General features: G+C 56.0%; 11 protein-coding genes, 1 tRNA gene and 2 pseudogenes. 10 read left to right on the top strand and 4 right to left on the bottom strand.

All coding sequences use genetic code 11. The features are described 5' to 3' along the window. The first annotated feature begins 208 nt into the window (after nt 1–208). The 10 genes and pseudogenes from KUF54_RS04870 to KUF54_RS17360 all read left to right on the top strand — a co-directional run. Nucleotides 209–1996 carry a bifunctional 3-(3-hydroxy-phenyl)propionate/3-hydroxycinnamic acid hydroxylase gene (locus tag KUF54_RS04870; RefSeq protein WP_219345542.1) on the top strand — a complete coding sequence of 596 codons (1788 nt, stop codon included), beginning with the start codon at nt 209–211 and terminating at the stop codon, nt 1994–1996. A gap of 41 nt (nt 1997–2037) precedes the next feature. Next, complete coding sequence (locus tag KUF54_RS04865; protein ID WP_255576302.1) at nt 2038–2964, top strand: 3-carboxyethylcatechol 2,3-dioxygenase; 927 nt, start codon at nt 2038–2040, stop codon at nt 2962–2964. A 17-nt stretch (nt 2965–2981) separates the two neighbouring features. Beyond that, nucleotides 2982–3770, top strand: a complete 789-nt coding sequence (mhpD, locus tag KUF54_RS04860; RefSeq protein ID WP_219345540.1) for a 2-keto-4-pentenoate hydratase — start codon at nt 2982–2984, stop codon at nt 3768–3770. A gap of 105 nt (nt 3771–3875) precedes the next feature. Next, nucleotides 3876–4862, top strand: coding sequence for a tripartite tricarboxylate transporter substrate binding protein (locus KUF54_RS04855; protein WP_219345539.1), 987 nt, complete (start codon nt 3876–3878; stop codon nt 4860–4862). Nucleotides 4863–4884: 22 nt separating this feature from the next. After that, a complete protein-coding gene (locus KUF54_RS04850; protein ID WP_219345538.1) occupies nt 4885–5835 on the top strand; it encodes an acetaldehyde dehydrogenase (acetylating) in 951 nt (316 codons plus the stop codon). An 11-nt stretch (nt 5836–5846) separates the two neighbouring features. Beyond that, nucleotides 5847–6881 carry a 4-hydroxy-2-oxovalerate aldolase gene (gene dmpG / locus KUF54_RS04845; protein WP_219345537.1) on the top strand — a complete coding sequence of 345 codons (1035 nt, stop codon included), beginning with the start codon at nt 5847–5849 and terminating at the stop codon, nt 6879–6881. 117 nt (nt 6882–6998) lie between these two features. Then, nucleotides 6999–7859 carry an alpha/beta fold hydrolase gene (locus KUF54_RS04840; protein WP_219345536.1) on the top strand — a complete coding sequence of 287 codons (861 nt, stop codon included), beginning with the start codon at nt 6999–7001 and terminating at the stop codon, nt 7857–7859. A gap of 215 nt (nt 7860–8074) precedes the next feature. Next, complete coding sequence (locus tag KUF54_RS04835) at nt 8075–10165, top strand: catalase (protein ID WP_219345535.1); 2091 nt, start codon at nt 8075–8077, stop codon at nt 10163–10165. Nucleotides 10166–10741: 576 nt separating this feature from the next. Next, the gene (locus KUF54_RS04830; RefSeq protein ID WP_370627578.1) at nt 10742–11590 is read left to right on the top strand and encodes a transglutaminase family protein; all 849 of its coding nucleotides are present in this window, start codon (nt 10742–10744) and stop codon (nt 11588–11590) included. A gap of 60 nt (nt 11591–11650) precedes the next feature. Continuing rightward, a pseudogene (locus KUF54_RS17360) lies at nt 11651–11767 on the top strand (transposase); the annotation flags it as partial. A gap of 58 nt (nt 11768–11825) precedes the next feature. Here KUF54_RS17360 and KUF54_RS04825 read toward each other — a convergent pair. From KUF54_RS04825 to KUF54_RS04810, 4 genes and pseudogenes are all read right to left on the bottom strand, one after another. Continuing rightward, nucleotides 11826–12948: pseudogene (locus tag KUF54_RS04825) on the bottom strand (IS3 family transposase). A 172-nt stretch (nt 12949–13120) separates the two neighbouring features. After that, nucleotides 13121–13197: transfer RNA gene (locus KUF54_RS04820), tRNA-Pro, on the bottom strand. A 31-nt stretch (nt 13198–13228) separates the two neighbouring features. Next, on the bottom strand, nt 13229–13690 hold the full coding sequence (locus KUF54_RS04815) for a MerR family transcriptional regulator (RefSeq protein WP_219345533.1): 462 nt from the start codon (nt 13688–13690) through the stop codon (nt 13229–13231). Between the two features lie 157 nt (nt 13691–13847). Then, nucleotides 13848–14174 (bottom strand): integration host factor subunit alpha, encoded by a 327-nt coding sequence (locus KUF54_RS04810; protein WP_219345532.1) that lies wholly within the window; start codon nt 14172–14174, stop codon nt 13848–13850. Between the last annotated feature and the right edge of the window lie 21 nt (nt 14175–14195).

The following is a 14195-nucleotide window of genomic DNA, read 5'->3' as shown; positions in this document are numbered from 1 at the left end:
AACAAGTGTTTGAGCACAAATTTGCGGTGCGCCTGTCACGCACCGCCAAGAGTTTCGGCACGGGCGTTCTCACCCGCAAATTGAAACTCAAGGGTATCCACCATGATTTATGTGCACCACGTGCACGTAGTTCTGAATTTTGACATCAGTGTTGACAATGCTCAACGCAGCGGGAATTACGCGCTGAAGCGACATGGGAGACACAGGAATGAATGCCAAAGATCAGCAAGCCATTGAAGTCAACGAATACGATGTTTTGATTGTTGGAGCGGGGCCAGTGGGACTGACCTTGGCCAACACTTTGGGCCTGGCAGGTGTCAGCGTGATGTTGATGGAAAAGCTCGAAAGCATCATCGATTACCCACGCGCCATCGGTATTGATGACGAATCCCTGCGCGCGCTGCAAGCTGCTGGCTTGGCCGAACAAGTTCAGGCCCACATCACACCTGATCACTGGATGCGTTTTTACACCGCAATAGGTCAGTGCTTTGCCTCTATCGAGCCGCGTACAGACGAGTTTGGCTGGTCACGTCGCAACGCATTTATTCAGCCTCAGGTAGATGCCATTCTCTACAAGGGTTTGGAGCGCTTCCCTCAGGTGCAAGTGCTGCTGGGTCATGAACTAGAGCACTTCACCCAAAACGACTCTGGCGTTACCGCCGAGATCAAAAGCACAGCAGGCCAACAGCGCACTGTGCGCGCTAAGTACATGCTCGCTTGTGATGGTGGCAACAGCCTGATCCGCCGCACGTTGAACATTGGTTTTGAAGGCCGCACCAAGCCCAACCAATGGATTGTGGTTGACGTTCGCAATGACCCACTGGGCACGCCGCACATCGGCATGCATTGCGACCCAGAGCGTCCTTACGTATCCGCCGCCCTGCCTCACGGCATTCGCCGCTTTGAATTCATGGTTATGCCCGGGGAGACAGAAGAAGAGTTGTCCAAACCAGAAAATCTGGCCCAGCTCATGCGCAAAGTGGTGGCTGATCCCGACAAGGTGGACTACATCCGCAAACGCGTCTACACCCACAACGCACGCTTGGCCAACCAGTTCCGCGTGAACCGTGTTTTGCTCGCCGGTGATGCGGCGCACATCATGCCCGTCTGGCAAGGTCAGGGCTACAACAGCGGCATGCGTGACGCCAGCAATCTGGCTTGGAAGCTGGCAATGGTCGTTAAAGGCCAAGCAGGCCCCTCCTTGCTCGACAGCTATGAGCAAGAGCGCCGCAGCCACGCACGCAGCATGATTCACTTATCCGAAGTAGCAGGCGACATCTTTGCCCCGGAAAGCCATACCGCCGCCAAAGTGCGCGACACCTTGATGCTGGCCATGAATGCCGTGCCACCCGTGAAGCAGTACTTCTCTGAAATGCGCTTCAAGCCCATGCCGCGCTATGAGCAAGGCGTGGTTCTGCATCAAACCGCCACGCAAAATCAAGGCTTTAAAACGCCGTTTGCCAGCTTGCTGGGCCGCTCCGGCGACACGCCACTGAGCCGTTTGCTGGGCCTGATGGCAGAGAAAAAAGAGTCTGTGTTTGGCCGCTTGGTGCATGGACTTGAGGCTCCTCAACCCAGCCCCATCGGTCGCATGTTTATTCAGCCCCGAGTCTCGACCCTTGAAGGCGAAACCGTGCGCCTAGATGACCTGATTGGCCTGCACTTTGCCATCATCGCTTGGGGCACTGACCCAAGCTACGGCATGAATGAAGCCAGCCTTGCCTTCTGGAAGAAGTTGGGCGCACGCTTTATCCGCGTCATGCCAGCCGTGCAGTTGCAGCATGCTTCCCCCACTCGCGAGGGTGTGTTGACTATCGGCGATGCACAAGGCCGCATCAAAGACTGGTTTAGCACGCAAGGCAAGTCCATCGTCTTCGTTCGCCCAGACCGTTTTGTCGCAGCTTTGGCATCACCGCAAGAAGTCTCTAGCGTCACGCAACAGCTGGCTGGCGTGCTGCACGCCCAGTTGCCATCCACACAAGAGGCATTTGCATGATGCAAGTCACGCTCCAAAATGCAAAGCGCGCATTTTTGGGCATGTCTCATTCGCCACTGTTGGGGCTCAACCCCATCAGTGCGCAAGATCAGACAGCCCTAGACGACGCCGTCGCACAAGCCAAAGCAGCCGTTCTCGCTTTCGATCCTGAGCTCATCATCTTGATTGGCCCGGATCACTACAACGGCTTTTTCAATGAACTCATGCCTACCTTCTGCATTGGTAGTGAGGCAACAGCCGTCGGTGACTATCTGTCTCCTGCTGGCCCGTTGAATGTGCCCAGTGATACCGCCATTGCTTTGGCGGAGCACTTAATGGACTCACACTTCGATATGGCAGTGTCTAGGCGCATGCTGGTCGATCATGGGTTCTCCCAAGCGCTTCAGGCCTTGTGGGGCGATGAGTTAAAAACCCCGCCAGTGGTGCCCATCTTTTTGAATGCGGTGGCTCAACCCTGCATCGCACGCATGGGGCGCTGTGTTGAACTGGGCCAAGCCATTGGCAAGTTCCTAGACACCCTGCCTCAGCGTACCTTGCTGATTGGCTCAGGCGGTTTGTCGCATGAGCCCCCTGTGCCTACGCTCGAGCACCCTGACGCCGCCGTGCGCGAGCGCATCACCATCAAGCAGACATCAACGTTGCTCGAGCGTGACGCCAAGACCGAGCGCGTCAAAGCAGCCGGTATGGCGCTGGCCAATGGTGAAGACTGGATGAAGCCGCTCAACCCCGAATGGGACCTGCAATGGATGGAAGGGATTGCCAGCGGTGAGCTTGCAAGCCTTTGCGCCATGAGCGAAGACTCTATTGCCAAGCAAGCCGGCAACTCCGCCCACGAATCCAAAACATGGCTGGTCGCACGCAGTGCCTTGCCGCTGAACACCGAGCTACCCTGCCCCGTACGCGCCTATCGCGCTATTCCTGCGCTGATCGCAGGTTACGGGCTGATGCTGATGCACACCCAGCAATAAACGAACGCGAGATCACCATGTCTGAATCCACTATCCAAATCGCCCAATGGGCTGAACGCCTTCGCCAAGCCGAGGCCAGCTCCACACCCATCGAGCCGCTGCGCGACGAGATCAGTGATAACGAAACCGCCTATGCGGTGCAGCTGGCCAATGTGCAGCATGCACAAGCGCAAGGGCGCCGCATTGTGGGCCGCAAGATTGGCTTGACATCTCTGGCTGTGCAAAAGCAGCTGGGTGTAGACCAACCTGACTTCGGTACTTTGTTTGCTGACATGGTCTATGGCGACGATGAAGTCATTCCTTTTTCGCGCACTTTGCAGCCCAAAGTAGAAGCCGAAGTCGCACTCGTGCTCGCGCGCGACCTGGACTTGAAGGACGCTACGCTGGTCGACATCATCAACGCCACGGACTATGTGCTGCCAGCGATTGAAATCGTGGGTAGCCGAATTGCCAACTGGAATATTCGCTTCATCGACACGGTGGCCGATAACGCCTCCAGCGGCTTGGTGGTTCTGGGCGCCGTGCCCACACGCCTGAATGCTCTGGATCTGAAGCTGTGCGAAATGAAGATGGATCGCAACGGTGAAGTGGCCTCTATCGGCTCTGGCGCCGCTTGTCTGGGCCACCCCATGAACGCCGCTGTCTGGCTGGCGCGCAAGCTGGCGCAACTGGGGCAACCTCTGCGTGCAGGCGATCTGGTTCTGACCGGCGCCCTCGGCCCCATGGTTGCTGTGCAAGTAGGTGACCGCTTTGAGGCACATATCAGCGGCGTAGGCTCAGTGCGCGCCCAGTTCGGACAAATCTAATCGGGCTCGCTGGCTGCTGCATTGCTTTTAAAACGCAGCCAGTCCCCATTGAAAAATTCTCTTTTCTACCCCTGCAAGCTACACAAAACCAACGGAGACAATCGCATGTGGAATCGACGTAACCTGCTGAGCCTGACGGCCCTCACCCTCGCTGCAACGGCAACGCCTATCTGGGCACAAGCCAGCGCCGCAACATTCCCCAACCGTTCGCTGACGATGGTGGTTCCCTTCCCCGCTGGCGGCATTACAGACGCTATCGCTCGCATTCTGGCCTTGAAGGTCAGCGAGCAGCTTGGCAAGCCCGTTGTAGTGGACAACAAACCTGGCGGCGGCGGCCAGATTGCCGCCGCTTTCGTGCGCCAGCAACCTGCTGACGGCCACACCATTTATGTGGCGGCCACCGAGATGTTCGCGATCAACCCCACGTTGTTCCGCAACTTCTCGTATGACCCCATCAAAGACTTCACCCCTATCACCTCGCTGATCTCATCTCCTTTGGTGCTGGTCGTGGCGGCTAACAGCCCCTTGAACAGCGTCAGCGACGTCATCAAACAAGCCAAGACCCAAAAAGGCGGCCTGAACTTTGCCTCACAAGGCATGGGCTCTATCGGCCATCTGCTGGGCGAAACCTTCCGCGGCAAGACGGGCGGCAGCTTCAGCCATGTGGCCTACAAAGGCTCTGCGCCTGCGCTGCAAGATGTGATGAGCGGCCAGGTGGACTTTATGTTCGACCCCGTCATCAGCACCGCCCCCTTAATTGCAGGCAAAAAACTCAAACCACTGGCCATTGCTGCGGACAAGCGTGCCGCACAACTGCCTGATGTCCCCACGCTCAATGAGCTGGGTATTCCCGGCGTCAATGCTGGCGTGTGGTTTGGTGCGGTCGCCAAAGCGGGCACGCCTGCAGCTGCCGTTAACCGCCTTAACGAAGCGCTGCTTGCCGCCATGAAAGATCCTGAAGTGCTCAAGCGCTTTGCTGATCAAGGTATGCAGCCCTTCCCCTCCACTCCTGCGCAGTTCGGCACTTTCATCCAGTCCGAAGTGACTCGCTGGGCACCGCTGATTAATGCCAGCGGCGCCTCTATTGACTGATTTTTCCCGGAAAGCAATTGCTATGACCCGCAAACTCAAGGCTGCCATCATCGGCAGCGGCAACATTGGCACAGATCTGATGATCAAGATTCTGCGCCACGGCCAGAACATCGAAATGGGTGCCATGGTTGGCATCGACCCCAATTCCGACGGTCTGGCCCGCGCCGCCCGCATGGGCGTTGCCATCACCCACGAAGGTGTGGAAGGCCTTACCCGCATGCCTGAGTTTGCGGACATCGATTTTGTCTTTGATGCCACCAGCGCAGGCGCTCATGTCAAAAACGATGCCTTCTTGCGCAGCCTCAAGCCCGGCATCCGCATGATCGATTTGACACCTGCGGCAATCGGCCCGTATTGCATTCCCGTGGTCAACGGCCAAGCGCATCTGGATGCGCTGAACGTGAACATGGTCACCTGCGGTGGTCAGGCCACTATTCCTATGGTCGCTGCCGTCTCGCGCGTGGCCAAGGTGCATTACGGCGAAATCGTGGCCTCGATTGCCAGCAAGAGCGCCGGCCCCGGCACCCGCGCCAATATTGATGAGTTCACCGAAACCACCTCCAAAGCCATTGAAGTGGTGGGCGGTGCGACCAAGGGCAAGGCCATCATCATCATGAATCCGGCCGAGCCACCGCTGATCATGCGCGACACGGTCTACACCTTGAGCGACTTTGCCGACCAAGATGCCATCGCTGAATCGGTAGAGCGCATGGCCGCCGATGTGCAGTCCTATGTGCCCGGCTACCGCTTGAAGCAAAAAGTGCAGTTCGACCGCATCGACACACCCATCCGCATCCCTGGCGTGGGCAATGCCCTGACGGGTCTGAAGACCTCGGTGTTCTTGGAAGTCGAGGGTGCAGCCCACTACCTGCCCGCTTACGCCGGCAATCTGGACATCATGACCAGCGCAGGTCTGCGCACCGCTGAACACATGGCCGCCCGCATGCTGGCTGCCAAACTGGCTACTGCTTAAGGAAAAGCGTCATGAACGTGAACAAAAAAATCTACATCTCCGACGTGACCCTGCGTGATGGCAGCCATGCCATTCGCCACCAGTACAGTGTTGAGCAAGTCAAGCAAATCGCCAAGGCCTTGGACGATGCCAAGGTGGACTCCATTGAAGTGGCCCACGGCGACGGCCTGCAAGGCTCCAGCTTTAACTACGGCTTTGGGGCCCACACTGATCTGGAATGGATTGAAGCCGTGGCCAGCGTCGTCAAGCACGCCAAGATCACCACCTTGCTGCTGCCCGGCATCGGTACCGTCCATGACCTGAAAGCCGCCTACGACGCCGGCGTGCGCGTAGTTCGCGTTGCGACCCACTGCACCGAAGCCGACGTTTCGCGTCAACACATCGAATACGCCCGTCACTTGGGTATGGAAGCCGTGGGCTTTTTGATGATGAGCCATATGCAGACCCCTCAAGGTTTGGCCCAGCAAGCGAAGCTGATGGAAAGCTACGGCGCCACCGTCTGCTACGTGGTGGATTCGGGCGGCGCTTTGGGCATGCAAGATGTGCGTGACCGTTTCCGCGCCTTCAAGGATGTGCTGAAGCCCGAAACCCAAACCGGCATGCATGCCCACCACAACCTGAGCTTGGGCGTGGCCAACTCCATCGTGGCCGTAGAAGAAGGCTGCGACCGCGTGGATGCCAGCTTGGCCGGCATGGGCGCAGGCGCTGGCAATGCGCCTCTGGAAGTCTTCATTGCCGCTGCCGAGCGCCTGGGCTGGAACCACGGCACCGATCTGTACAAGCTCATGGATGCCGCTGACGACATCGTGCGCCCCCTGCAAGACCGCCCCGTGCGCGTGGACCGCGAAACGCTGGCTCTGGGTTATGCCGGTGTGTACAGCTCCTTCCTGCGCCATGCGGAAGTGGCTGCTGCCAAATACAACCTGAAGGCCGTGGACATTCTGGTGGAGCTGGGCAAGCGCCGCATGGTGGGTGGCCAGGAAGACATGATTGTGGACGTGGCGCTTGATTTGCTGCGTCAGCGCGGCACGGCTGTTGCGGCTTAAAAATGGTGCGCATGGCATGGTCATCAAGCCATGCCATGCATATCCAATCGCCCTAAGGCACTTCTAACTTTGTGCAGCCTCTTTCACAAAACGCTGCCCTCTTAAGGAATTTCAGGCATGAGCACCCCCATCACCGAAGAATCCACCAGCCATTTCATCACCATCACAGAAGATGGTAAGCCCCTGAAGCTGCATTACAACGACGTCGGACAAGGCGAGCAAGTCGTGGTCATGCTGCACGGCTCCGGACCCGGTGCCAGCGGCTGGGCCAACTTCCACCGCAACATTGACCCGCTGGTGGCTGCAGGCTACCGCGTCATCTTGCTGGACTGCCCAGGCTGGAGCAAAAGCGACACCATCGTCAGCACCGGCTCACGCTCCGACCTGAATGCGCGCTGCCTCAAAGCCGTGCTCGATGGCCTGGGCATTGCCAAGGTGCACATCATCGGCAACTCCATGGGAGGTCACAGTGCCGTGGGCTTTACACTGGCCAACCCCGACATGGTGGGCAAGCTCATCTTGATGGGTGGCGGCACCGGCGGCCCCAGCAACTTTGTGCCCATGCCCACTGAAGGCATCAAGCTGATCGGCGCGATGTACCGCGATCCCACCGTAGAGAACATCAAACGCATGATGAGTGTGTTTGTGTACGACGCCAGCAGTCTGACCGAAGAGTTGTACCAGCAGCGTCTGAACAACATTCTGGCCCGTCGCGACCATCTGGAAAATTTCGTCAAAAGCGCGCAGATCAACCCCAAGCAGTTCAGTGACTACAGCTCGCGCCTATCCGAGATCAAGGCCAAGACCTTGGTCATCTGGGGCCGCGACGACCGCTTTGTCCCGCTGGACATTGGTCTGCGCTTGATCTGGGGTATTCCCAACGCTGAACTGCACGTCTTTAACCAATGCGGCCATTGGGCACAGTGGGAGCATGCGGACGTATTCAACACCATGGTTCGAGAATTTATCGCCCGCTAAATCAAAACTCAGCCCTTAAACCGAGGGCTGAAGTCACTCAAGGCGTTGTTGCATAAATCCATCCCAATAGGTAGCAATTCACAGCATCACAGAGTGAAAGTCCTGAAAAATTTCATCTATGTAATCCCATTGCCCGCAAACATGCATCTCCTAGGCCTACAGCGCTGACCGCTAAGCACTGCATAGTGAAGAGCACCACCAGCCAAGGAGTTTGCATGAACAAGTCAGCAGCCAAGAAAACCAGTGCTAAATCGTCAGCCACCGACCTACGTGGAAATGCTGGAGAACTTCAACAGCAAGCCGGGAGTAGCCATCCAGTTTTGACAACCCAACAGGGCATCCCGCTCTCCGATAACCAAAACTCGCTTAAAGCCTTTGATAGTGGCCCCAGCCTGCTGGAAGACTTCATCCTGCGCGAGAAGATCACCCACTTTGACCATGAGCGCATTCCTGAGCGCATCGTCCACGCCCGTGGCACTGGCGCCCACGGCTACTTTGAATTGAGCGACTCGCTGGCCAAATACACCACGGCCAAAGTGCTGACAGAAACCGGCAAGAAAGTGCCGATTTTTGTGCGATTCTCCACCGTGGCCGGCGGCGCAGGCTCCGTCGACACCCCACGCGATGTGCGCGGCTTTGCCATCAAGTTCTACACCGACGAAGGCAACTGGGATTTGGTAGGTAACAACGTGCCGGTGTTCTTCATCCAAGACGCGATGAAATTCCCCGACCTAGTTCACGCCGTGAAGATGGAACCCGACCGTGGCTTTCCCCAAGCCGCCAGCGCGCACGACACTTTCTGGGATTTCATTTCACTGATGCCCGAATCCATGCACATGGTCATGTGGATCATGAGCGACCGCACCATCCCTCGCAGCTTGCGCACTATCGAGGGCTTTGGCGTACACAGCTATCGATTGGTCAACGACAAGGGCGAGAGCACCTTCGTCAAATTCCACTGGCGGCCCGAACTGGGCATTCAGTCCACAGTATGGGACGAAGCCTTGGCGCTGCAGGCCGCAGACAACGACTACCACCGCCGCGATCTGTTTGAAGCGCTGGAGGCCGGCCAGACACCTGCCTGGGAGCTATCAGTACAGCTGTTTACCGAAGATCAAGCCGCTGCCCTGCCCTATGACCACTTAGACCCCACCAAGCTAATTCCCGAAGAAGTGATTCCTCTGCGCAAGATTGGCCGCTTTGTTCTGAACCGCTGGCCCGACAATTTTTTTGCCGAAACCGAGCAAGTGGCCTTCTGCCCGGCCAATGTGCCGCCCGGCATCGACTTCTCCAACGACCCTCTGCTACAAGGCCGCCTGTTTTCGTACCTGGACACTCAGCTTTCGCGTTTGGGCGGGCCTAACTTTGTGCAGATTCCTATCAACGCGCCCAAATGCCCGTTTTCGAACCATCAGCGCGACGGTCATATGCAAATGCAAGTGCCCAAGGGCCGCGTAAATTACGAGCCCTCCAGCCTGCAGCCTGACAGCCCACGTGCCTCGCAAGCTGAGGGTTTCAGCTCATTCGCTGAAGCTGCGGTGGGCAGCAAAGGCCGAGTGCGCCCGGAATCTTTTGCCGACCACTACAGCCAGGCACGAATGTTCTTCCGCAGCCAAAGCGCGCTTGAGCAATCCCATATAGCTAGTGCCTTGGTGTTTGAGCTGTCCAAGGTGCAAACTCCGCATGTGCGCAGCGCCGTGGTCAGCCACTTGCGTGTGATCGATGAGGAGCTGGGCCAACGCGTGGCAAAGGGCCTGGGCATGTCACCGGTGCCCGAGGCCAGTAATCCAACAGTACCCGTTCAAGACCTGCCTGTCAGCCCTGCCACCCGCATCATGGACCGCATGAAATCCACGCTGGAAGGCCGCTGTGTAGCCATTTTGGTGGACGAAGGCTCCAACGCTGATTCCGTTGCAGCGATGCGTAAGGCACTTGAAGCAGCCAAGGCCAGCGTCAAGCTGATTGCGCCGCGCCTGGATGGCATCACACTGAGCGATGGTACAAAAGCCCCCATTGACGGGCAACTGGCCGGATCTCCTTCCGCGCAGTTTGATGCAGTTGTTTCCATCATTCCATTGGAATCCGGAAAAAAACTGTCCCAGCAAGCTGCAGCCCAGAATTGGTTCCGCGATGCATTTGGTCACCTCAAAGCCATAGCCGCCTGCAAAGGCACGCACGCCATTCTGGAAGCCGCTGGCGTGAAGCCAGATGCAGGAGTGTTTGACCCAACGAACACCAAAGCATTTGTTAAAGCAGCGCAGTCACGATTCTGGGAGCGCGAACCAAAGCTGCGCGATCTGGCATAACTGCGAACCGTACGCCTTGGCGTGTCATGCATCGCAACTTCACGTCAAGCCGTTTAACTAATTTGAATCGAACAGCCTTTCCTAGAAAAGGCTGATTCGTTGCACACTCATTTCTGGAGCCCTTAATAGCGGCCAACTGATTAGCGATCATCATCTTCACAAGTCAGAGCATAGTGAGCAATACTGCTCTGAATGTGAGCTTTGCTAGTGGTTCTGTGCATTTGTACTGTGAGCTTGCAAGTTTCTTCACTCAGGTTCAACGCAGCTCTGTAATTGCTCGGTGTTCTTGGAAATATGTCGAAAACAAACCTGTTAATTGACTGCGCCTCCGGCGTTTCCAGACTCATAACTCCAACCGAAAGTCACCATCCGTTTTACGTGCAAATTGTAGTTTTAGCAGCATCGGCCGGAACAACGACTTTGCCTGACTAGGAATTACTGCTCCGCATTCCATACTGATCATGTTCGGGGTTTGCTTAGTCACACGCTTGGGCAATGTAACTGCGCCTCTTCGGCCGCAGTATCAGGCAAGGTTTATCGGAGGTGTACATGATTAGGCTCCAGTTAGAACTCACTTTGGATTACACAGTGCTGGATCAGAGTGCGGATTTTTTCTTTTACTTTCATGCTGCACACACTGCGCACCAGCAGGTTGTTGCCGAGCATCTAGAGATTAATCAACCTGATACCCAATGGCGTGTGGAGTCCAGTCCACAACGGGGTCAGCGTGGCCTGCGGCTACATGCTTCGCAGGGGCCACTGCATGTGTCATATACGGCGACTATAGAAATCCAACACCATATGGCCAATCCCGCGCTAGTTTCAGAAGTCTCGGTATTCGACCTGCCACTGGAGGTGCTGCACTACATGTACCCCAGCCGCTACTGTCAGTCTGACCGACTGGCCAATTTCGCCAATGCCATGTTCGGCCACTTACCTATGGGCTATATGCGTGCCCAAGCCATTTGTGATTGGGTACATCATCATGTGGAATTTCGTTCCAACAGCTCAATTGGAACCACGGCTGCCGTAGATACGTTGGTGGAACGCGTTGGCGTCTGCCGTGATTTTGCCCATTTAATGATTGCGCTATGCCGTGCAAGCAACCTACCCGCACGATTTGTGAGTGGAACAGACTACGGTGCAGATCCTGCCTTGGGGCCACCTGACTTCCATGCGTATGTGGAGGTTTATTTGAGCCACCGCTGGTACTTATTTGATCCGTCCGGAACCGCAACTCCTATGGGATTGATGCGCCTGGCTACCGGTCGTGATGCAGCAGATGTCGCTTTTGCAACGATCTTTGGTCGCGTCACTAGCGTACAGCCACACATACAAGTAACTGCCCATCAAGATGCGGCAAATAGCTGGGTATTACCGACCTACACGGCCATGGCCTTGTCGACCTCAACCACTGACTCTTGAAGCCTCCTCGACTCTTCGCGCCACTCAAAAGTAGAGAATCCACCCCACGGCGGTCTCTACATGAAGAAGTCCAGATTCAGTGAAGCGCAAATCGTAAGCACCCTCAAAGAGGTCGAGCTCGGCACCAAAGTCGGTGACACTTACCTCAAACACGGTATCCGCGATGCCACATACTACAGAAGTGGTCCCGGTCATTTGAACAACTCAACTCAGTTGCTAAGCGAGATCAGGGTAGTTATGCCGCCTGCATTTGTGCAAACGGCAAGGCTGCAAAGTACACCTCATCAGGGGTCGCTTGGTTGTGTGCCTGATGGGGTCGTTTTGAATTGTAGAACTGCAAGTATTGTGCAATTCCACAGCGTGCGGAACGCACGCTATCATAGGCATTGAGATAGATTTCTTCGTACTTGATGGAGCGCCACAGACGCCTCTACAAAGACGTTGTCACGCCAAGCGCACTTGCCATCCATCGAGATTCGAATGCCGTGGCGCTTGAGCTCTCCCGTGAAGGCGTCGCTCGTAAATTGACTGCCTTGATCGGTATTAAATATAGACGGCGTTCCCCATCGGGCGATGGCATCTTGCACCGCCTGCAGGCAAAACTCTACATCCAAGGTGTTAGATAGTCGCCATGCCAGCACCTTGCGGCTGTACCAATCGACCACGGCGAACAAGTACAACCAGCCTTTATGCATACGCACATAGGTGATGTCCATGGCCCAGACCTGATTGGCATGGGAGACAGGCTTATGGGGCAGCAAATATGGGTAGATCTTGTGCTGCTTGTGGCGTTCACTGGTGCGGGGCTTGAATGGACATGCGCTGCATCAAGGTTCGTAAATGCCTGCGCCCCACGCAATGCCCTTGGCGCTGCAGTAGTCCCTTGAGCATGCGTGAGCCTGCAAACGGATGCATCCAGATGCAGGGCATCCAGACTGTGCATGAGTTGCACCTGGCGAGAGCATGGCTGCTTGCGCAGGTAATAAACTGAGCCCCGGCTGATGCGCATCAGTTGCGCTGCCGGGTGAGCGACAAGCCGTGGCTGCGGTCCATCATCGCTTGACGCTGAGCAATCCCGCTTTGCTCAGCGCACCTTACAAAAAATCCTTCTCCAAGGTGAGCTGTCCGATCTTGGCGTGCAGTTCTCTGAGGTCAACTACGGGTGTTGTGGGTGCAGACGCTGCACCAAATACGTCGGCCGCCCGGTCCAGCAGCAACCGCTTCCAATCAGCGATCTGAGTGGTGTGCAACTCGTACTGCTGAGCCAATTTAGCAACGGTGCGCTCACCGCGCACCGCTTCTAGAGCTACTTTGGCCTTAAAGGCCAGGCTGTGCTTGCGTCTTGATTTGATGGTCATAGATCTCTCCAAATTCGGCCTGCTATCAGGCCATTTTTACGGAAAGATCTCGCTTAACTACTTGTTCAAAATACCGGAGCCACTTCTCCCCCTGAGTTACCCCCTTTTGAGGCAATTTCGCTACAATAGAAAAAGGACTCCTAACTTTACAGCTAGGAGTCCTTATCTAGATTGGTCGGAATGGCGGGATTCGAACTCGCGACCCCTTGCACCCCATGCAAGTGCGCTACCAGGCTGCGCTACATTCCGAAGACTTGAATTCTACACCGAAATATACATATCAAAGGGAAAGCAGCGCTCTTATCTGCAAAAGGTTTTCTTTCACCTCTTCAATACCCAACGGAGTTGGTGACTCACAAGACGGTAGCTCCAGCATTTCCGCCAACAAATGACTTTGGGCCAAGGCCTCCGCAGTGATGGCGTTGACAGGCTGGGCTAGCTCATGTGTACGTAAAGAGTCTGTTGTGACATCTCTGCCATGGCCCACCACCAAACCTCGCAAGCGATTGCGCGCACCGCTAATAGTGAAGCCTTGCTCATAAAGCAACTCACGGATGCGGCGCACCATTAGCACTTCATGGTGCTGGTAGTAGCGGCGATTACCGCGACGCTTCATGGGTTTGAGTTGTACAAACTCTTGCTCCCAATAGCGCAGCACATGGGGTTTCACGTCACACAGATCGGCTACTTCGCCAATGGTGAAATAGCGCTTAGCGGGAATCGCTGGCAAATAAGTAACCATGGCTGATTGCAAGCAGTCTGTGGAGGTTGGATACGAAAGGCTACAAATATAACGCGAAGAGCTGACAAGAGCTTGCACCATTCGCGGCACAAGACGTGTCAGCTCTTCAATTGTCTGATGCCTTGGTTTACAAGGCATCAGGTATCACGCCAATGGCTTAGCGCTTGGCGCTTTCACCCTGGATCAGCTCTTTAAGCTTGCTACTGGAGTGAAAAGTCACTACGCGGCGTGCCGCAATGGGGATCAGCTCACCGGTACGCGGATTACGACCGGGGCGTGGCGCTTTAGTGCGAATTTGGAAGTTGCCAAAGCCCGAGAGCTTGACGTCTTCGCCGTCCACCAGCTTTTGCGAAACCAGATCAAAAAACGCATCCACCATATCCTTGGCTTCACGCTTATTCAGTCCGATTTCATCAAACAACAGGTCGGCCAGTTGCGCCTTCGTCAGCGCGGGGCTGTCGATGCTTTCTACGGCTAGTTCCATGAGTCGATCTCCTTGGGACTT

Origin of the sequence: Comamonas sp. Y33R10-2, from assembly GCF_019355935.1 — a bacterium.
Lineage (GTDB): Bacteria > Pseudomonadota > Gammaproteobacteria > Burkholderiales > Burkholderiaceae_C > Comamonas.
This window is presented reverse-complemented; position numbering and strand designations above follow the sequence as displayed.